General features: G+C 61.2%; 9 protein-coding genes. 7 read left to right on the top strand and 2 right to left on the bottom strand.

Annotation, left to right across the window (positions count from 1 at the left end):
- Positions 1–10 precede the first annotated feature (10 nt).
- Both ACIF4X_RS19055 and ACIF4X_RS19050 read left to right on the top strand, forming a co-directional pair.
- Entirely contained in the window at positions 11–184 is a 174-nt protein-coding gene (locus ACIF4X_RS19055) for a DUF1427 family protein (protein ID WP_007969534.1), read from the top strand.
- A gap of 30 nt (positions 185–214) precedes the next feature.
- Positions 215–1,171, top strand: coding sequence for a zinc-binding alcohol dehydrogenase family protein (locus tag ACIF4X_RS19050; protein WP_397483314.1), 957 nt, complete (start codon positions 215–217; stop codon positions 1,169–1,171).
- Between the two features lie 138 nt (positions 1,172–1,309).
- Here ACIF4X_RS19050 and ACIF4X_RS19045 read toward each other — a convergent pair whose 3' ends face one another.
- Both ACIF4X_RS19045 and ACIF4X_RS19040 read right to left on the bottom strand, forming a co-directional pair.
- On the bottom strand, positions 1,310–2,332 hold the full coding sequence (locus tag ACIF4X_RS19045; protein WP_397483313.1) for a purine-nucleoside phosphorylase: 1,023 nt from the start codon (positions 2,330–2,332) through the stop codon (positions 1,310–1,312).
- A 15-nt stretch (positions 2,333–2,347) separates the two neighbouring features.
- Entirely contained in the window at positions 2,348–3,307 is a 960-nt protein-coding gene (locus ACIF4X_RS19040) for a nucleoside-specific channel-forming protein Tsx (RefSeq protein WP_397483312.1), read from the bottom strand.
- A gap of 510 nt (positions 3,308–3,817) precedes the next feature.
- Here ACIF4X_RS19040 and ACIF4X_RS19035 point away from each other — a divergent pair.
- The 5 genes from ACIF4X_RS19035 (at position 3,818) to ACIF4X_RS19015 (ending at position 22,089) form a co-directional block, all read left to right on the top strand.
- Entirely contained in the window at positions 3,818–14,335 is a 10,518-nt protein-coding gene (locus tag ACIF4X_RS19035; protein ID WP_397483311.1) for an autotransporter-associated beta strand repeat-containing protein, read from the top strand.
- A gap of 210 nt (positions 14,336–14,545) precedes the next feature.
- Positions 14,546–16,549 carry a type VI secretion system tip protein VgrG gene (locus ACIF4X_RS19030; protein ID WP_397483310.1) on the top strand — a complete coding sequence of 668 codons (2,004 nt, stop codon included), beginning with the start codon at positions 14,546–14,548 and terminating at the stop codon, positions 16,547–16,549.
- Positions 16,546–17,412, top strand: coding sequence for a DUF4123 domain-containing protein (locus ACIF4X_RS19025; protein WP_397483309.1), 867 nt, complete (start codon positions 16,546–16,548; stop codon positions 17,410–17,412). Before ACIF4X_RS19030 ends, ACIF4X_RS19025 begins: the two co-directional genes overlap by 4 nt.
- The gene (locus ACIF4X_RS19020) at positions 17,409–20,999 is read left to right on the top strand and encodes a toxin VasX (RefSeq protein WP_397483308.1); all 3,591 of its coding nucleotides are present in this window, start codon (positions 17,409–17,411) and stop codon (positions 20,997–20,999) included. The genes ACIF4X_RS19025 and ACIF4X_RS19020 overlap by 4 nt, the downstream gene beginning before the upstream one ends.
- Entirely contained in the window at positions 20,989–22,089 is a 1,101-nt protein-coding gene (locus ACIF4X_RS19015) for a hypothetical protein (RefSeq protein WP_397483307.1), read from the top strand. Before ACIF4X_RS19020 ends, ACIF4X_RS19015 begins: the two co-directional genes overlap by 11 nt.
- Positions 22,090–22,294 lie beyond the last annotated feature (205 nt).

The following is a 22,294-nucleotide window of genomic DNA, read 5'->3' as shown; positions in this document are numbered from 1 at the left end:
GTTTCTCCCCATGAACTACCTGATCTCGCTGGCCATTGGTCTGGGCGTCGGCCTGTTGTACGGCGCGCTGGACTTCCGTTCTCCGGCGCCACCGGCCATCGCGCTGGTCGGTTTGCTCGGCATGCTGGCCGGCGAACAGTTGTGGCCGATGGGCCGACAGCTGGTCGCGGGTTGGTTGTCCTGAATTTCCTCTTTTCCTTCGGTGGATGTCCCCATGAAAGCACTGCAATTCGATAAAACCGGCGACCTGTCTTCCCTGCGCTATGTCGAGGTGCTGACTCCGGTACCCGGCGCTGACGGAGTGCTGGTGCAGATCAAGGCTGCCGGCCTGAATCCCAGCGATGTGAAAAACGTCCTCGGCCGTTTTCCGTACACCACGCTGCCACGGATTCCCGGCCGCGATTTCGCTGGTATCGTTGTCGAAGGCCCGCAAGCGTTGATCGGTCAGGAAGTCTGGGGCACTGGCCGTGAGCTGGGCTTTTTTGCCGATGGCTCCCACGCCGAGTTCGTCAAACTGCCGGCCAATGGTGTGGCGCACAAGCCCTCGCACCTGAGTTTCACCCAAGCCGCCAGCCTCGGCGTGCCTTACACCACGGCGTGGGATGCGCTGGAGCGCAGTTTAGTGAGCGCCGAAACCCGTTTGCTGGTGATCGGTGGCGGTGCGGTAGCGACTGCAGCATTGGCGCTGGCGAAAGTGCGCGGTGCGCAATTGTTGGCAGCGGCGCGGCGCCCGGAGCAGGTGGCGGAATTGCAGATGCAGGGTTATCAGACCCTTCAACTGGATAAGCCCGAAGACCTCGGTGCGCAGGTTAATGCGGTGTATCGCGGTGGTGCCGATGTGATCTTCGACACCACCGGTTTCTGGTTGCCGGCGTCGGTGGCGGCATTGGCCACGTTCGGACGGATCGCGATCATCGCGGCTCCGGTGGATGGGCACGTGCAGTTGCCCGCACTGGCGCTGTACCGCAAAGGTGGTTCGGTGGTCGGGATCAATTCGTTGTTGTATGGCGTAGAAGCCTGCGCGGCGATGCTGGAGCAGTTCGGGCGATTCTTTGATGAAGGGCTGCTGCCGTTGCCGCAGGGGTTGGTCGAGGCGCCGCTGGCTGACGGTCTTCAGCGTTATTCGGATGTGAATCAGGGCAGCGGTGACAAGGTCATTCTTATCCCCTGATACACCTTGGATCTCCTTGAAACCCAGCAATCTGTGGGAGCTGGCTTGCCAGCGATAGCGTCAGTTCAGGCAACTTCTTCTTTGCCTGTTCCGCCGCCATCGCTGGCAAGCCAGCTCCCACAGGGATTTTCGCTGTTCTTAAGAGGCGGGGACGCCGTTTTCCCATGTCGACCAGTTTTTCAGGATGTCCTGCACCAGCGGATTACCCGTGCGATAGAGGTTCTCCAACGCCGGCACGAAGCCGCCCTGATCGGCGTATTTGAGCAAGTTGTCCACTTCACTGCCGCCCGGTTCCGGGCGGTCGAAGTCGGAGCCGGCACGCACCACAGCCAGGCGTTGCACGTCGACCAGACCTTCACGGCTTGCACGCAGCAAGGCCTCATAGGTCGAGTTGTCTTCCTGTTGCGTCGTGCAGTATTGGCCCTTGTTGTCGGTCAGTAACTGGGTCCAGACCTCAGCCCGCTCACTCAGGCGTGTGCCGGAAAACCAAGTGTTGCCGGCCAGTGTGTCGCAGCGGGTCACCACCGGTGGTTGATTGGCCGGGGCTGACGGGTATTTCAGGCGCCACGCCGCCGATTCCTTGCTCTCGCTCAGCTCGACTTTATGGCTCAGGGCGAATGCCTTGTCCTGCAGCTTCGGGTTGAGCTCGAAGACTTCAGTCTTGTAATCCAGCGGCGGTTTTTCGTTCGGGCCTTGGGTGTTGATGCCCAGATAGCCAGTCGGCCAGGTCGACGGCGCATCGCGCGAATCGATCTCCCATTGCGTGCCGAATTCCACCAGATAATGCGCCCAAGCGGCGGTGCCGATGGTCCCGTGTTTCGGGCTGATGCCAGCGATCCCGGCGATCAAAAAGTAGCTTTTGCGCAGGTCGAATTTCGGCGACAAGGCCAGCGCCAGGGTCGAGGCGGCCGCATTGGTCTGGCCCATGCCGGTGGTCAACAGGCACACCTGCTGCGCGTTGCAGCGGATGCTCGGATACTCCGCAGACAGGCCCGGTACACGAATTTCCTGTTTCAACTGCAGGCGATCGATCCAGTGTTGCGCCTCAGGGGCGAACATGGTGATCAACACGACTTTCGGTTGAATCGGCGCCTCGGCTGCCCACGCGGTAGAGGAGAGCAGGGCTGCACCGGCGAGGGTCAAACGCATCATTGCTTGCATGGAAAACTCCTTGATTCAGAACTGATAACCGACGCCGGCGTAGTAACCCCAGCCGTTGGAACGCGCACGGAAATTGCCGTCGCCAAAATTCAGCTCGCTGCCGTCTTCCCAGTTGCCGCCGTTGTGGAAATAACGCCCCACCAGCGTGAAGCGCAAATGGGTAAACGAGTAGAGCAGGACATTGGTTGCCACCGTCGCGTTGGCGGTGCGAGCGGGGTTGTCCTTGTGGATGTCCGAGCCGAAATCGAAGTTGGTAAAACCGATGTAAGTCAGCGAGGCGCCGTTGCTGAATTTGTCGATCGGCACGATGTATTTGAGCTGAGCGCGGTAGCCGTCCCACGAATATTCATTGCTCGCACCGTAGTTTTCCCACTGATAGCGACCGTACAGGTTGGCCGACAGATTGACCCGCGAGTGGGTGTCGATGTCGGTGCCGAAACCGCTGTAAAGGGTATTGGCGCGGTTCTCTTTGCGGCTGCCATGATCATAGATCCAGTCAAACGCTACATACCATTCCTTGAACGGGCCGATGGCCAGGCTGCGGCCGGCGAGGTAGTCGATGGAGATACGCGGTTCGTGTTCCATGAACACTGGCGAGCCGTGGTCCCACACGCCTTTGTCGTGGCTGTTGCCGATGTTGAAGATCTTCGGAATGTCGACATAACCGTACAGTTCGAACGGACCTTTACGGCCGAAGTACTCGTATTCCAGATAGATGTCGTCGGCCGGTTGCGGGCCGAAACTGATGTCCTTGCTGCCGATCAGCATCAGGTCCTGGTTGTACCAGTCCGACAGGTAGGCGCCTTTTTTCGGCGGGCTGGCTTCGGGGCTGAGCGCTTCGCCCTGGGCGGATTCTTCGGCGGGCGCCGGTTGCGCCAAAGCGCTGTGGCTGAGAAGTCCGGTAACGCCGGTCAGTAGCAGGGAAACAGCGAGCGTGCGCGCAAAAGGTGCGCGAAAGGGCGAGGCGGCGTGCATTCAAAGTCCTTTTTTGCAGATCGAGGCCCGTGTTCCGTGGGCTTGTACGGTTTTGTTACGAATACGTTGGTATTGACGTTACGCAAACGTTTGCACAAGGCGTACCAAAACCTTCAATGGGCTGAAAAATCTGTCCTTTTTCAGTATTTCCTGATGGATCGGTCAGGCGCGGGTTTGCAGACCCTACAGTTCCTTGTGGGAGCGAGCTTGCTCGCGAAGGCGGGGTATCAGAAAAGTATCCGTAAGCTGACACAACGCATTCGCGAGCAAGCTCGCTCCCACCGTTTTGCATCTCTTCAGCGCCAATGAATACGGGCTGAAAGGCTTATTCCAGACCCCTCTAGTATTAAAGTATTAACACCATTTAATCAGTGCCCCATGGCGGGGCGTCTACTAGCTTTGTCCCCAATCAACGGTTTTGTGATGACCGTCGCAGTCTTGATTCGCGTGTGGAATAAGCAGGCTTTGCACGCCTTCAAGGAAGAAATTGGCCACGACAAGGAGTAGCCCGTGGAAGCAAGGTTTGGTGTCGCCCTCGTTTCGCGTTTTTCCCCACTCTCCCTTGCTGTGCACCTGAGCGTCGCCGGGCTGTTGTTCGGCGGCGTCAGCGCACCGGCGTTGGCTACGTGCTCCACGGCCGGTTCAATCGTGACGTGTACGGGGGTGCCACCGCTGCCACTGGTTCCCAACGACTTCGCCAGTGCCTCTAATAATCTGACGGTCAACGTCAACAGCGGCGCGCAGATGAACGCGACCCTTGGCGGGCATGTCATGGACCTGACGGGGGTCAACATCACCCTGAACAACTCCGGCATCATGGATCCGGCAGTCCTCGGCCTGGTCTCGGTGTTGAGCGGCGGCGCGTTCATCGGCAATGGCGCTACGAGCACGGTCAGCGTACTCAACAACGCCAGCAGCATCATCCGTGGTACGGGCATGCTGCTCGGGCTTAACCTGACCAGCATCGACGGCCTGGCGATTGGCGTGAACAACGCCGCGGCCGGCACCACCAGCATCACCAACAACGGCACGATTACCTCGACCGGCCTGTCGATCGGCGGCATTACCCTCGCGGATACCCCGGTGATCGGCGTCTACGGTGGCTCGCAGGTCAACATGACCAACAGCAGTACCGGCGTCATCAACGGCCGGATCGCGTTCGAGACGTCGGCGGCGGGCAACACCTTCACCAACGCCGGTGCGATTACCGGCGGTGTGTCGATGGGCGCGGCGAGCACCAACACCTTTACGGCGGTGACCGGTTCTTCGGTGCAGGTTGGTGATGGCGTGCAGATCAGCGTCGGCCTTGGTGGGTTGATCAATATCAACCTGACGTTCGCCCCGACCGGTACCGTCGATGGCGGCGCGGGCGGCACCAACAGCCTGATCCTGCAAAACCCGGCCGGCGTCGGTATCACAGGGACTGGCACGGCATCGAGCGCCACCTACGTCAACTTCAACAACCTGACCCTCAACAGCGGCACCTGGACCTTGCAGGGGCCACTGGTCAGCGGCGCGACCACGCTCAACGGCGGTATCGCGAACTTCAACAACAACGCCACCTTCGGCAGCGGTGTGCTCACCTCCAACGGCGGGATTCTGCAGGCCAGCAATGCCGGGTTGAACATCGCCAATCTGATCTCCCTCGGGGCCGGCGGCGTCACCGTGCAAGGCACCAACGCGACCACCCTGAGTGGGGTGATTTCCGGTAGCGGTGGCCTGACCAAACTAGGCGCCAGCCAGTTGAACCTCAGCGCTGCCAACACCTATCTGGGCAACACCACGCTCAATGGCGGCACGGTGCAGGTGAGCAATAATCAGGCATTCAGCACCGGCACCCTCAACGTCACTGGCGCGACGACCCTGAGTGCGCCGGGCACGATCAGCCTCGCCAACGCCATCAGCCTCGGCGGCACCTTGACCGCCGGCGGCACCGGCGCGCTGACCCTCGGCGGCTTGATCAGCGGCAGCAGTGGCTTGACCAAAACCGGCAGCGGCAGCCTGACCGTCAGCGGCGCCAACAGCGGTTTCACCGGCACTACCACCCTGAGCGCCGGCAGCCTGCTGGTGACCAACAACAACTCGCTGGGCAGTGGTGCGCTGAATACCGCCGCCGGCACCAGTCTGGACAGCACCACCAACGTGACGCTGGCCAATAACATCGGCATGACCGGCGCGCTCAACGTGCTCGGCAGCAACGCGCTGACGCTCGGCGGCGTGTTGAGCGGAACCGGCGGCATCACCAAGTCCGGCAGTGCCAGCCTGACGTTGACCGGCAACAACAGCAACAGCGGCAACACGCTGCTCAATGCCGGCAGTCTGCTGGTGGGCAGCAACACCGCGCTGGGCACCGGCTCACTGAATACTGCCGCCGGAACCACGCTGGATGCGACGGCAGCGGTGACCTTGGCCAACGCTGTCGCAGTGACCGGGGGGCTGACCATTGGCGGCACGCAGGCATTGGGCCTGAGCGGCGTCGTCAGCGGCGCCGGCAACCTGATCAAGAACGGCACCGCCAACCTGAGCCTCAGCGGCAATAACACCTTCTCCGGCGGCACCGCGCTGAATGCCGGGACGTTGATTGTCGGTTCCAACACCGCGCTGGGCACTGGCGCATTGACCACGGCGGCGGGCACTACGCTCGACGCCAGCACCGCAGTGGCGCTGACCAACGCGGTCTCGCTGGGCGGTAACCTCAACGTCGGTGGCAGCGCCAATCTGACCCTCGGCGGTATCGTCAGCGGCAGTGGCGGATTGACCAAAAACGGCGCGGCCAATCTGATTCTCAACGGCGCCAACACCTTCCTCGGTGCCGTCGCGTTGAACTCGGGCACGATTACGGCGGGCGCCAACGCCGCGCTTGGTAGCGGCAACATCACCGTCGGCGGTGTGGCAACCCTCGACAGCAATGCGGCGGTGACCCTCAACAACGCGGTTATTCTCAACAACAGCCTGGGCATTGGCGGCAGCAACGCGCTGACCCTCGGCGGGGTGATCAGCGGCGCTAGCCAACTGGTGAAAAACGGCGCCGCCAATCTCACGCTCAACGGCAGCAACACCTACAGCGGCGGCACCACGCTGAATGCCGGCAGCCTGACGGTCGGCAACGGCGCAGCACTGGGCACTGGCGCCTTGTCGGTGGAAGGTGCGGGCACGCTCAACGGCAGTTCGGCCGTGACCCTGAACAACAACGTGATCCTCAACGCCAACCTCACCGCTGGCGGCGCCAACGCGCTGACCCTTGGCGGGGTGATCAGTGGCAGCAATGGTTTGATCAAGACCGGCGCATCCAGCCTGACCCTTAACGGCAATAACGCTTACAGCGGCACCACCGCGCTGAACGCCGGTTCGCTGATTGTCGGTTCCAGCACGGCCCTCGGTACCGGCACACTGAACGCTTCGAACGGCACTACCCTGGATGCCAGCACCGCCGCAACGCTGGCCAACAACGTCAATCTCGGCGGCACTCTGACTTTGGGTGGCAGCAATGCGCTGACCCTCGGCGGCGTGGTTGCCGGTATCGGTGGACTGACCAAGAACGGCGCTGCCGACCTGACCCTCAACGGCGCCAACACTTACTTTGGCAACACCGTGTTGAACACCGGCAAACTGACCGTCGGCAGCAACACTGCACTGGGTTCCGGCACGTTGAACGCGGCGGCCAACACCACGCTGGACGCCAGCACGGCTGTCAGCCTGAACAATGCCGTGGCACTCGCCGGAGCCTTGAACATCGGCGGCACGGCGAACATGACCCTGACCGGCCTGGTCAGCGGCGCCGGCAGTCTGGTGAAAAACGGTGCGGCCAATCTGATTCTCAACGCGGCCAACAATTACCTCGGCGGCACCACGCTGAATGCAGGCACACTGACCGTCGGTAACAGTTCGGCGCTGGGTTCCGGCGCATTGACCGTTGCCGGCGCGGCGACAGTGGACAGCAACTCGCCGCTGGTCAGCCTCAACAACGCCGTCGCCCTGAATGCGGCGCTGACCGTGGGCGGCACGCAGAACCTGATTCTCGGCGGCGTCACCAGTGGCACTGGCCAACTGATCAAGAACGGCGCGGCCAACCTGACCCTTAACGGCAACAACACGTTCAGCGGCGGCACCACGCTCAACGCCGGTACGCTGACCCTGGGCAATGGCAACGGTCTGGGCAGCGGGGCATTGATCGTTGGCGGCGCGGCGACACTGGATAACAGCGCCTCGTTCGGCATCGGCAACGCGATCACGCTGAACGCTGGACTGACCGTCGCCGGCAACAACGATTTGAGCTTGAACGGCATCATCGACGGCGCCGGCAGCCTGACCAAAAACGGCCTGTCGGATCTGACGCTGGCCGGCAACAACACCTTTACCGGCGCGCTGAACATCATTTCGGGCAGCGTCACCACCCTCAACACCAACGCCTTGGGTAATACCTCCGGCGTCAACATCAGCGCCGGCGCCGGGCTGAATCTGGGCAGCGACGCCAGCCTCGGCGCGCTGACCGGCAGCGGCAGTGTGCAACTGACTGGCAGCAACACCCTGACCGTCGGCGGCGGCAACGTCACCAGCACCTTTGACGGCGATCTCAGCGGTAGCGGCGGCCTGATCAAAGTCGGCACTGGTACCTTGAACCTCACCGGGATCAACGGCATTACCGGTAACACCGCGATCAATGGCGGCACCGTCGATCTCAGCGGTTCACTGGCGAGCGCACAGGTCAACGTCAACACCGGCGGTACCCTCACCGGCACCGGTTCGGCAATCGGTAGCGTCAACGTCAATAGTGGCGGCCATCTAGCGTTGTCGTCGGGCAATCAACTGTCCGCCAGTGCGTTGACTCTCGCTGCCGGCAGCAACGTCGATGTGGCGCTGGGCACGCCGTCGACCACCTCGCTGATGAACGTCGGCGGCAACCTCACCCTTGACGGCAATCTCAACGTCACCGATGCCGGTGGTTTCGGCGTTGGCGTGTATCGCCTGTTCAACTACACCGGTGCCCTGACCAATCTCGGTCTGGATGTCGCCAGCGTGCCGGTCGGCTACGGCCTCGGCGACCTGGTGGTACAGACCGGCGTGGCCAATCAGATCAACATTCAAGTGTCGGCGCCGAACGTCAACATCCGTTACTGGGACGGCAGCCAGACCATCGCCAATGGCGTGGTCGATGGCGGCAGCGGCACCTGGAACGCGGTCGGTACCAACTGGACCGATGCCAATGGTCTGGTCAATCAGCCGTGGGCCGGTGACTTCGCGGTGTTCCAGGGCACCGCCGGCACCGTGACCGTGAACGGCACGCAAGCATTTACCGGCATGCAGTTCCTCACCGATGGCTACAACGTGGTCAACGGCGCGGCGGGGCAACTGACGGCAGTCAACGGCACCGGCGGCACCGCTGCGTTGCGGGTAGATCCGGGCGTGACGGCGACCATCAACGCCAATATCAATGGCAGTGGCATTCTCAATAAACTCGACGCAGGCACCTTGGTGCTCGGCGGTGCCAACACCTATACCGGCGGTACGCAACTGGATGGCGGCAAGATTATCCTCGGCAGCAACACCGCGCTCGGCACCGGCACGTTGACCGCAAATGCCGGCACGCAACTCGACAGCAACGCGGCGGTGACACTGGCTAACGCGGCGACGCTCAACGGCAACCTCACCGTGGTCGGCAGCAATGCGCTGACCCTCAACGGCGTGATTGGCGGTACCGGTGGCCTGATCAAAAACGGCGCGGCCAACCTCACGCTCGGCGGCAACAATGCCTTCCTCTGCCCGGTAGCGCTGAACGCCGGCGGCTTGGTTCTGGCGTCGAACTCGGCGCTGGGTTCCGGCACGTTGAACGCGGCGGGCGGCACCACGCTGGATGCGAGCACGGCGGTTTCGCTGAACAACGCGGTGAATCTGGCCGGCAATCTCGGCATTGGCGGCACGGCGGATCTGACTCTGGCCGGTACGGTCAACGGCGCCGGCAGCCTGAGCAAAAACGGCGCAGCCAACCTGACCCTCAGTGGCAATAACAACTTCCTCGGCGGGACCACCCTGAACGCCGGCACGCTGACCGCCGGCAGCAACTCGGCGCTGGGTCTGGGCAATCTCACCGTCGCCGGCGCCTCGGCGCTGGACAGCAACAGCGCGCTGAGCCTGGGCAACAACTTGGTGCTCAACGCCAATCTGAGCAACACCGGCAGCAACGACCTGACCCTCGCCGGTGTGGTCAGCGGCGCGGGTGGGTTGATCAAGAACGGCGCGTCGAACCTGACACTTAACGGCATCAATACTTACTCCGGCGGTAGCACATTGAATGCCGGTACGCTGACTCTCGGCAATGGCGCGTCGCTGGGCAGCGGCGCGCTGACCGTGGCCGGCGCTTCGACCCTCGACAATTCCGCGCCACTGGTGCTGGCCAACAACCTCAACGTCAATGCGAATCTGGCTCTGGCCGGCAACAACAATCTGACCCTCGGCGGCATCATTGCCGGCGCCGGCACGTTGACCAAGAACGGCCTGTCCGACGTGACGCTGAGCGGCAGCAACACCTTCAGCGGCACCTTCGATGTGGCGTCCGGCAGCCTGACCACGCTGAGTGGCGGGGCGCTGGGCAACAACGCCACGGTCAATCTCGCGGGTGGCGCGGCGCTCAATCTCGGCGCTTCCGGCAGCCTCGCCAGCCTTACCGGCAGCGGTACTGCGCTGGTCGGTACTGGCAACACGTTGAGCCTCGGTGGCAACAACGTCAGCAGCACCTTCGCCGGCATCCTCAGCGGTGACGGCGGGCTGAGCAAACTCGGTACGGGCACCCTGACGCTCAGTGGGATCAGCGACCTGACCGGCGACACCAACGTCAATGCCGGTACGCTGCAGGTCAACGGTTCGCTGGCCAGTGGCAATGTGCTGGTCAACAACGGCGGCACCCTCGGTGGCAGCTGTACGTTGACCGGTGCCGTGACGGTGGCGGATGGCGGTCATCTGGCGGGCGTTACCGGCAGCACCTTGTCGGTGGATTCGCTGACGTTCAACGGCAACTCCAACTTCGATGTCGGCCTCGGCACTCCGGTATCCGGCGGCGGCAATGCGCTGGTCAATGTCGGCGGCAACCTGACCCTCGACGGCACCCTGAATGTCAGCGACATCGGTGGTTTCGGCAGCGGCGTGTATCGCCTGATCAACTACACCGGTGGCCTGACCGACAACGGCATGTTGATCGGCACCGTACCAGGCAGCGTGACGCCGGGCGATCTGACCCTGCAAACCGCACTGGCCAATCAGATCAACCTGCTGGTCACCGCACCGGGCGTCACCGTGCAGTTCTGGGACGGCAATCAGCTGGTGGCCAACGGTTCGGTCGAAGGCGGCAGCGGCACCTGGGGCACCGGCACCACCAACTGGACCGATGTCAACGGCACCACTAATCAGGCCTGGACCAACAACTTCGCGGTGTTCCAGGGCGCGGCCGGCACGGTCACCGTCAACGGCGCACAAACCATCACCGGTATGCAGTTCGTCACTGATGGCTACAGCTTGGTGAACGGCACGGCGGGTTCGCTGAACCTGGTCAACGGTTCGCTGGGCAATGCCACGGTGCGGGTTGACCCGAACGCCACGGCAACCATCGGCGTCGCGCTTAACGGCAGCGGCACGCTGGGCAAATACGACACCGGTACGCTGGTGCTCAACGCGGCCAACGGCTACACCGGTGGCACGGCGCTCAATGGCGGCAAGATCGTGGTCGGCAACAACGCGGCGCTCGGCACTGGTGTGTTGACGGCGGCAGATGGCACTGCGCTCGACAGCAATAGCGCCGTTACGCTGGGCAACGACGTGGTCGTCAACGGTGGTCTGACCGTTGCCGGCTCCAACGCCTTGACCCTCGGCGGCGTGGTCAGCGGCAGCGGCAGCCTGATCAAGGCCGGCGCGTCGAGCCTGACCCTCAACGGCAGCAACACCTACAGCGGCGGCACTCAACTCGCCGGCGGTACGCTGATCCTCGGCAACAACAGTGCGATCAGCGGCGGTGCGCTTAACGTGACCGGTGACGGCACGCTCGACAGCACTTCGGCGCTGCAACTGGCCAACGCCGTCAACCTTGGCGCGCAACTGACCCTGGCCGGCAATCAGAACACCACGTTGATCGGTGCTGTGACCGGTAGCGGCAGCCTGGTGAAAAACGGTAGCGGCGATCTCGTCCTCAGTGGCGCCAACACCTATAGCGGCGGCACCACACTGAGCGGCGGCACGACGCGCGGTGACACCAGCAGCCTGCAAGGTGCGATCGTCAACAACGCGACGCTGACTTTCGAACAGAACGCCGATGGCAGTTACACCGGGAACCTGACCGGCGCTGGCACGCTGAACAAAACCGGCAGCGGTCAATTGCTGCTGACCGGCAACAACACCTTCACCGGCAACACCTCGGTGCAGGCCGGCAACCTGATCGTCAACGGCGTGCTCAACAGCGCCAACGTCAACGTCGCCAGCGGCGCTAGCATCGGCGGTGGCGGCCAATTCGGCGGCGCCGTACAACTGGCCAGCGGTGCGACGCTGGCCGGTGGCGGCACGGCGACGCCGTTGTCAGTCGGTTCGCTGGCACTGTCCTCGGGAACCAATCTGGACTTCAGTCTCGGCTCGGCAGCCAGTTCGACCACGGTGGTCAATGTCGCCGGTAACCTGACCCTCGACGGTACGTTGAACATCAGCAACGCCGGCGGCTTCGGCACCGGCGTCTATCAACTGTTCAGCTACGGCGGCAGTCTGACCGACAACGGTCTGGTGTACGGCAGCCTGCCGGTGTCGGCGGCCAATCTGACGCTGCAAACGGCTATCGCCAACCAGATCAACCTGCTGGTGCAAGGCACGCCGGGTGAGGTGCAGTTCTGGAACGGTGGCACCACCAACCCGGACGGCAGCATCGGTGGCGGCAGCGGCGTGTGGGGCCCCGGCACCAACTGGACCGATCCGAGCGGTACTCAGGCCCTGGCATCAAATGGTCAGTTCGCGGTGTTCGGTGGTCAGGCGGGTACGGTGACCGTGCAGGGCAATCAGAACTTCACCGGTCTGCAATTTCTCTCCGGCGGCTACAGCCTGGTTCCGGGGGCTGGCGGTACGCTGACGCCGGTCAACGGCGCCGACGGCAGCCTTGCACCGGTGCGGGTCAATGCCGGCGCGAGTGCGGAAATTTCCACGCCGCTGGTGGGCACGGGGGGTATCGAGAAGCTTGATTCCGGCACGCTGGTATTGAGCGGTGCCAACACCTACAGCGGTGGCACCACCGTCAGTGGCGGTACGTTGATCGGTAACACCACCAGCCTGCAAGGCAACATTCTCAACAATGCTTCGCTGCTCTTCGTGCAGAATTTCAACGGTCAGTTCAACGGATCGCTGAGCGGACTGGGCGCGATGCTCAAACGCGGTACCGGCACCTTGCTGTTGACCGGTGATAATCCGTTCAGCGGCACGGTCGCGGTCGACCAAGGCGTGCTGCAAGTCGGCAGCCGTGCATCGCGGGCTTCGTTGGGCGGGCAAGTGACCGTGGCCAACGGTGCAGGGCTGAGCGGTAATGGCAGCGTCGGTTCGGTGATCAACCATGGTGTGGTGGCTTCCGGCGCCGACGCCGGAACCCTGAGCGTGGCCGGTAACCTGACCAACGCCTCGGATGGTGTGCTGGCGCTGACCGTCAGTTCGCCAACCGCGACACCGCTGGCAGTCGGTGGCACAGCGACCTTGAGCGGTGGCGTGCAAGTCAACTCGCTGGCACCGTTCACCGGCAATACCACGTACTCGCTGATTACTGCGGGCGGTGGCGTGAATGGCACCTTCAGCGCTGCAGACTTGCCGCAATACGCGTTCCTCAACAGCGCCCTGGTGTATGACGCCAACGCAGTGAATCTGGTGGTCAGTCGCAACGGCAACTCTTTTGCCGATGTCGCCGCCACCGGCAATCAGTCCCGGACCGCCACCGCGCTGTCGAACAACGGTCCGGCGGGAGCGGCGCTGCAGAACGAAATCGTCAACCTCAGTGTTGCCGGCGCGCGCAATGCCTTCGACAGCCTGTCGGGTGAGATCCACGCCAGCACGGCCAGTGCAATCCTCGAGGATTCACGTTATGTGCGTGACGCGGTCAACGATCGCATGCGCCAACCGTCGTGCAGCGCGGCGGATGATCCACGTCGTGCCCTGGCGCCAAGTGACAACCAATTGAGCAGCAATGGTTGCCACGGCGAAATGGTCGGCTGGGCACGGGCACTCGGCGCGTGGGGTGAGTCGGATGGCGACAGCAACGCGGCGAAACTCGACCGTAACCTCAGCGGCTTCATGCTCGGTACCGACAAGCAACTCGATGACCAATGGCGCGTGGGCATGGCCGCCGGTTACACCCGCAGCGACCTTGATGCCCATGACCGTCGCTCGGACGCCACCGTCGAAAGCTACCACCTGGCGGCGTACCTCAACTCGCAGTTCGACGCCCTTGCAGTGCGCCTCGGCGCGGCTTACAGCTGGCACGACATCGAGACCAAACGCAACGTCAGCGTCGGCAGCTACAACGATCGCCTGAAGGCCAATTACGACGCGCGCAGCGCGCAGGTGTTCGGTGAAGTCGGCTACGCCATTGACGCCGGAGGCATTGCCCTCGAGCCGTTTGCCGGTCTGGCCTACGTCAACTACGACACCGACAAGGCCAAGGAGAAAGGCGGAGTAGGGCGCCTGGAGGCCGATGCCGATCAAGACATCACCTTCTCGACCCTCGGCGTCCGCGCGGGCAAAGTCATCACCCTGGCCAACGGCGGGCAATTCACTCCGCGTGCGGCCATCGGCTGGCGTCATGCCTTCGGCGACACCAAACCAGACGCTGATCTGACGTTCATCGATGGCGGCGCCTCGTTCAGCACTCAAGGTGTGCCGATCGCCAAGGACAGCGCCATCGTTGAAGCGGGGGTCGATTTCCAGATCAGCCCGACCGGCAAACTTGGCGTCGGCTACTCGGGGCAACTGTCGAACGACAGCAACGACCATGCGATGACCATCAGCTTCAGCCTTGGCTTCTGATTTAGGGTCGAAGCACTTTTAGCCGCCCGTAAGGGCGGTTTTTTTTGCATGGGCAAAAGTAGCGATCATGTCTGTAGGAAATATGGCCTGAGGTCGACCGTTGCTCCACAATCGGAAAAACCTTACGTCAAACATCGAACCATCTGACTTCACCGATTCAGACGTTGCCCCCCACAGTCCTGTGTCTTAAACAGACACAGGGAAATGTGGATGCTGACTGCTGGCAAGTCCGTGATATTCAGACTCGATATCGAAGGTTTTTCCCATGATCTTCAGGTATACGAATTCAGCGCGAAGGAGGCGCTCAATCGAACCTATGAGGTCGAACTGGAGGTGGTCAGCGAGCGCCCCGACCTTGATCTCGAATCCTTGCTGCACCGTCCCGCCTTCCTCTGCTTCAGTGCAGACGGCGCCGGCCTGCATGGGCAGGTTTATCGAATTGCCCAGGGTGACTCGGGCAAACGCCTGACCCGCTACCAGATCGTTCTGGTGCCGCATCTGGCCTACCTCGCGCATCGACATAATCAGCGAATTTTCCAGCAACAGAGCGTGCCGCAAATCATCGCCAAAGTGTTGCGAGACCACGGCATGCAAGCGGATGCCTGGCGTTTCCAGCTCAGTGCCGAGTACCCGCCTCGGGTCTATTGCGTGCAGTTCGCGGAGACTGACCTGCACTTTATTCAGCGCTTGTGCGAGGAAGAAGGCATTCACTTTCATTTCCAGCACCGCCGCGATGGGCACTTGCTGGTGTTCGGTGACGATCAGAGCGTTTTCCTCCCGCCAGCCCAGCCCACGGCCTATGCACAGGACAGCGGCATGGTCGCCGACGCGGCAGTGATCGACCGTTTCAACGTGCGCCTGGAAACGCGTACCACGCAGGTCAGTCGCCGTGATTACCACTTTGAAAAACCCAATGTGCAATTGGATGCCAACGCCAAAGAGGCGCGGGTGCCAGCGCTTGAGGATTACGCCTTTCCCGGGCAGTTCACCCACCGTGATCGCGGCAAACACCTGAGCCAGCGAGCCCTTGAACGCCATCGTGCCGATTACCGGCTGAGCCACGGGCGCAGCGACCAGACCCTGCTGCGCAGTGGCAGTTTCGTCGACATGCGTGAACACCCGCGCGACGATTACAACGGTTTATGGTTGCTGACCAGCGTCGAACATCTAGGTCGACAACCGCAGGTGCTGGAGGAGTCGGCGAGTGTCGATAGCCCTGCGGATGGCTTGACTCAGGGCTACCGAAACCACTTCGTCGCGACGCCTTGGGAGGTCAATTTTCGCCCCGCACTCGCACATCCAAAATCGCGCATCCACGGCAATCAGCATGCCGTGGTGACGGGGCCGCCAGGCGAGGAAATCTACTGCGATGCGTATGGCCGGGTGAAGGTCCAACTGCTGTGGGACCGCGAAGGGCAACTCGATGAGCAATCCAGTTGCTGGCTGCGCGTCACTACCGGCTGGGCCCATGACCGATACGGCAGCGTGCAGATTCCACGCGTCGGTATGGAGGTGCTGGTCGGGTTCACCGAGGGCGATCCAGACAAGCCGTTCGTGCTGGCGTGCTTGCCTAACGCGGTGACACCAGTGCCGCTGGACCTGCCTGCCGAGCAGACGCGCAGCATCTTGCGCAGCCAGAGCAGCCCCGGCGGCGGTGGCTACAACGAGCTGCGCATCGAAGACCGTAAAGGCGCCGAAGAGATCGCCATTCGCGCCCAGCGTGATTTTGCACAACTCGTGCTCAATGACCAGCGCGTGCAAGTCGACAATCAACACACCTTGGTCGTTGGCGGAGTCAGCAGCCAGGAGCTGCGCAGCCACGAACACCATATGACCCACGGCAATCGCCTGACCGAGCTCAAGCAGGACGATCACCTGTGGGTACTCGGCGACCGTCATATCCGCGTCGCCAGCCAGCGGCTCAGCGCCGGCCAGGAAATCCATCTCGGTGCCGGTCAGCAAGTGGTCATCGATGGCGGCACCCATGTGACGATCAAGGCCGGCGGGCAATGGTTGACGTTGGGGCCGGAGGGGATTTTCAGCAGCGTGCCGATTGTTCAGGGTGGTGTGCCTGCACTGGGAATGGCGGCGGAACCGTTGGTGCCGGGGGCGGTGCCCTTGTTGCAAGCGGCGTTTGAGCCGGTTGGGCAGCAACATGCGTTGATCTCTACCCGCGAGTCTCGCTGTCTGGCCTGCGAGGCTGCCCGAGCATGAGCCTTTCGAGCGCTTTTCCCGAAGATTTGCCGTGGACCGAGCAACAGGCCTTTCTGTTGCTCGATGGCGCGACGATCACCGACTTGCCCGCGCGGCTGAAACAGCAAAACCCTGCGGTCAGCGCCGTTGCCCTCTACGACCAGCCACCCTTTTCAGCGCTGCGCGAAATATCGCCCCTATTGGTCGCGATTGCGCACGCGGACGATCCGCTGGCCGGGTTCCATCTGCAACATGCGCAAGCGGAGTGGGGCGTGCTGCTGTTCAGCGCCGCGCCGATGCACAGTGTTGCCGAGCACTTGCGCAAACTGCTGGTCGTCGAGTTACCCGCCGGGCAATCGGCGTTTTTGCGCATGGCCGATGCAGCGGTGGCGCATGCGTTGTTCAGCCATGCCGATCAGCGTTTGTTCGGGCCCTTGACCTGCGTGGTGACGGCGGACTGCGTCAATGATCTTTGGCACAGTCATCGACCTCGGCTGGCCGGGTGTCCGGCGCTTGCCGTGCCGTATCGCGTTGATCCTGAGCTGAGCGCGGCACTGGATCAGGTTGACCGGCGGCGCAGGTTGCTGGATCTGGATGCACATCTGTTGAAGCACTTTCGCGAATTCCATATCGGGGAAACGTTGGGCCAGCGCTGGCCATTGCTGGATGTTATGGAAACCCAAGCCAGTGCCCTTGGCCTGAGCAGTCAATCCGAGATGCTCAATTACGCCAACCTGCTTGCGCTGCTCGACAGCCACGACACCGCCCAACATCCGCAAATCCACCACTTGCTCCACACGCCCTCCCTGCAATCACCGGGCGAGCGCGTCACGCTTGCCGCTGATCTCGCAGAACGCTGGGCGAGCCAAAGGGTGAAACCATGACCCATCCTGCGATTCTTGATGCTGCCGCTGCCTCCAAGAAACCCTTCGGCTCCCTCGACAGTTGCCCGCTACGGCAAACCCACATGCAACTGGTGCCTTTGGCTTATGGCCTGGTAGAAAGAGCTCACGACCCGGTTGCCGAATTGACGCTGCCCTATGCCTTGACCACGCGGCCAATGGGCATTCGCCGGTTGCGCGATGGCTGGCTGTACATCATCGACAGCCTCGGTGGCGAGTTGTACGAATATCGCGTACTCGACGGGATCGTCACCGCGCTGCTGCACCAAGGTAAAACCGTTACTGAGGATCAGCGCGCGGCCATCGAAGAGCGTCCGGCGTTGATCTATTCGCGCAAGAGCACGCTGTACGTGACCTTTGCCGAGGTGCAGTTGACGGCTGCCAAATGCCGGCAGGTGTTGGACAGCACGGAAGAGCGCGAGCACTTCATGCAGGCAGTCGATCTGGGGCCGGTTCATTGTCAGACCGGTGGCGAACATTTGCTCACCGTGGCGCAGGCAAAGCAGTGGCTGGCGGAAGTGGCGACTGGCGCTGAACCCATTGCCGAAGCCGATGTGACGCGGATGCCGGCGGTGCAGGTCAGCGACGCGCCGGAGCACGAGCGCGAACCGTATCTGTGGGAACAACCGCGACGCTTTCGCGAGGCACACATCGGCGAATTTCTCGGTCGGGTGCGCGGGCCTTATCAGGACGACACGCTGTTTCTGCTGGTCAATGATGATTTGGGCGTGATGCGTGATCTGGCCGAATATCAGGACACGGTCGTTGGCTGGGTCGAAGAGTGGAGCGACAGCGGCAACAATGAACGTGATTATCTGCTGGCCAGTTACATCGAGTCTTTGAGTCAGCTCGGCAGCGCAGATTTCGATATTTTGGCCAAGGTCAGTGACGATCCGCGGGCCAAGGCTTTTTATGCCGAGCTGGAGCAACTGCCGGAGCCGGATCGGGAAAATACGCGCAAGGCGTTGCTTGAGTATTTGAACAAGGGCGGCAAGGTTGAGCCTGCTTCTGCGGAGTCAACGCCAGAGCTTTTGCAACTTCGCGAGAAGGCCCTCGATGATGCGTTGGCGTTAAATCGATTCGATGGTTTAGCGCCGGACGCCACGGCTTATGATCGCGCTACCGCCGAAGCGGATCGACGTTTTTATACGCGCGAGTATTTTGCCCAAGTCGCCCCGCGAGACTTTGTCGAACGGCACCTTTCGACACTGGTCGAGCTCGGTAAGGATCAGGATCTGCGCATGCGCGACGTGCTCGATGGCCCGTTCCTCAGTGGTAAACGCGGGGTCAACGACCTGATCGACCGCCCGGCCATGGACGAAGTCCTCAACCGTCATCGCGACAACCTCGGCCGCTGGAACCGCCTGCTCGAACGCATCACCGCCGACCGCACGCAACTGCTGGTCGCTGGCCGATTCCACCGCTCTGCGTGGTACTACGACGCACAAGTGGCGGCACAAATTGGTCGGGCCCTCAGCGCCGAATATGCCTGCCTCAAGGACCTGTGCCGCAGCGACGCGGCCAGCGAACAGATGCTCGGTTATCTCGAACAGCAACCAGAACTGACCCGTACGTTGTTCTACACCTTGCCGCTGCGCCTGCAAACCCAGCAAGCCGGGCAGTATTCACCACTGTTCAACGCCGGCATGGCGATGTTCAACAACCTGCCGGACTGGCTGGCCAAACTGCGCAAAGTCGAGCATCCGCAGTTGCCGGCCCTCGACGAACTGCCCGAACACACCCGCGTCGTCGCGGCAGCCGTGCAGGACACCTACAGCCCGGCACTGAACCTGGGTCTGAACCGCGTACTGGAAGGTTTCGACCTCTCAGGCGAGAAAATCCCCGATCTGGAAGAACTGTTCCAGCGCCTGCCCAAAGGCCTGAAATTACGCTTGTTCGACGCGGCAAAAACCAGCGGCGTGACCTTCACCGTCGCCAGTCCGGCGGAACAGACCGCGTTGCAAGGCGCGATCAAGGAGGTGCTTAGAGAACGCGAATACCTGAAGACCCTCAACCGCGAACGCAACCAGCTCACCCACAACAAAAACCGCCAGGGCCATAAAACGGCGCGTGCGGTGGAGTTGCAGGAAGAAATCGTGCGGGTTCGGGCGCAATTGACGCTGTTCGAAGGACGGTTGGCAGCGGCGTTGAGCCCGATCGAAGAACTGCCGGATCGCTCGGCGCGGTTGTATGGCGCAACGCCTGCAAGAGCGGGGGTGACGGTAGTGTTTCCACCGGCGCAGCAGGGGGAGTTAAGGAGTTTGTTGGGGAATATTCGGATGGGCGTGAGTGGGGTGTCGGCGGGGAGTTTGGTGAGGACGGAGGGGATGGGGTTGGTGGTGGTTTTGGTGCAGGTGGTGAATTTGGTGGAAGTTTTTAAGGAAACGCTCAGGCAGTCAAAAAACAAACGAACTATCGGACCGATTTTGTCTGCGGTAGCTACGACTGGATCTGCTGGATTCACTGCGGCGCAAAGTCTTGCTGATACGGCTTTGAAAGCTCGTACTGCCGCGCTTATTGCTGCGCTTCAACCCCATGCCATTCAGCATGTAAATGTGCATATGGGCAAGTTGCATGTTGGGCTGGGCGCTTTCACCTATGGTTTCGGATTGGTGTCGTCAGCGATAAGTCTTAACAACCAGTACAAAAATTGGCAGCAGGCGATTCGCAGTGGAAATCAATCGGCGCAGGGTGCCACCGCTCTATCCACATTAGGCGCAGGCGGCATGGTAACGGTTAACGCTTACGGGCTGAGTCATACCGTTCACGCCACTTTCACTGTATTGACTGCTCCGAACAAGGCCGCACGAACTGCCGCCTGGGCCGCCGCCGGTACACGTCTATCAACAGTGTTTTTCCGCTTCAATCTGGCGGGTGCGCTGTTCACCGTTTTGGAACTCAGTGGTACTTGGCTATACAACCGCTACAACCTCAGTGCTCACGATAAATGGCTGAAAATTACGCCCTGGACCAGAGATGAAGAGAGGCGCGGCGATCACTCATTGCATGACTATCAAAGCTATCTGGCTTTTCTAATCCACGCACCTTACGCGCAGCTTGGGCCTAACCAGTACGATTTCTGGCTGAAAAACCTGCTGTTGAAAGCCAAACCCAGCGATATCCATTTGGTATTGCCCAGACTGACATTGAGTGATCTGGTGCCTCCCCTCGGCGGCAAGCCGAAACATCGGCTGGGCATAGGCGCACATCGTATTTCCATGCCTGTGCATAGCCGGGGAGCGCCACGAGAACGCAAAGACGTGATCAGTGAAGAGATCGTCAGAAGCCTGCGTATCGTCGAATCTACCTCGGAGAAGTTGGTGCTCTGCCTTGAGTATCCAGTCGATCCCAACTCTGAATTCACTCCAGCGAAAGAAACCTTGGAACTGGCGGTCTGCATTCAAAACCTAAACGACAAAGGCGAGTGGATTTCGCGAACTCGCGTGATCCATTTGGATCCGAGGGGTAATGGTCATTTTTCAGTGGTTACTCCTCAGTTGGTCAAAGAGAATCCACCGGTTTTGCTCGTTGAAACTCAGTTTCTGGAGCTAGCCGATCATGTTGGATAAACCAATAGTTACTTCGCAGATAGATCAGCCTCGAAAAGCAGGAGATACGGAGCCGTTTCCAAGTGGAAAGATTACTTATCTTGCGCCGTTGCCATTACCAATACCAATGCCACCCTACGGCCCGCATATCGGGGAGTTGAATGGTGAGTACATGGACTTTGGTTTGGGATCACCGCAAATATTTTCGTGGCAGGTGATTTTAGGGGGGCCACTAACCATGAACTTTATTTGGTCCGTCTTGCTGCCTATATTCAGTTTTTGTTTTGGTCTCGTGCTGGGTTACGACTGGCTGTATTCTTGGGAGTTTGCGGAGCAATTATTTTTTCCGTCATCAAAACTAGGATTACTTACTTCATTTGTCATGTTATCCATCGGCCTTGCCGTCTGGCACCACAACCACAAAAAACGCGCCACCCTCATCCCAACCCGCTTCAACCGCCAACGCCGCGAAGTCTGCTTCATGCCCGCAGGCGAAACCGAACCCGTCTTCGTCCCCTGGGAATCCCTCTCCGCCTGGATCATCGAAGCCCAAGGCGCGACCCAGTACGGCATCCACCGCCAATACGGCATGGGCATCGGCTTCTACCAAGGCGAAACCCTCACCAGCCTCGAATTCCAATGCGCCGGCCTGCCACTCGCGATCAGCCACTGGGAGGCGATTCGCGGCTACATGGAATACGAAGTCAACGACCTCAAATCCATCCAGGACCTGCAAGACCTGCAAGGCCCCGACGACCCTCCCCACGAAGGTCTGCACACCTTCCGCAACGCCCGAGCGCGCATGCATCAGCAGGTCCGCGACGGCTCACGCACTCGGCTGTCCGGGTTTTTCTGGTACCTGTACCACGTCATGACCCTGTGGACGATCCCCAACCACCTCGTCGAATGGGAAGTGCGCCGCCTCGAAAGAATCGGCAAACAGGCGCTGCCAGATGTCATGCGTGAATGGTCAGAGCCGCTACCGCAAGACCAATGGGCCAAACCGAGCGAGGAGCTGCTGCGGCTGAGCGAACAAGTACGGCAAATGCAAAAACGCCAGCCGCATCGGCCGATCACCGAAATTTTTGCTCAGGTGCAGCGCGAGCGTTAACAGCGCAAAAAATCGCAGGCAGCGATTTTTTGATTGTGCGCACTCAGGTGAAGTCGAACATCGCAATCGCCAGCAGGCTGGCTCCCACATTTGATCGGGGGCGTACACAAAACGCTCGCGATGGTGGTTTCACACTCGACGCAACTGTCCGCCTGGCTTGTGAAACATTCCGCTGCAGTGGCTCTGCTAGAATCGCCCCCATCAA

The sequence above is a fragment of the Pseudomonas sp. NPDC085632 genome (assembly GCF_044541255.1).
Taxonomy (GTDB): domain Bacteria; phylum Pseudomonadota; class Gammaproteobacteria; order Pseudomonadales; family Pseudomonadaceae; genus Aquipseudomonas.
Note: the sequence above shows the minus strand (reverse complement) of the source record. Positions and strands in the feature narration are given on the sequence as shown.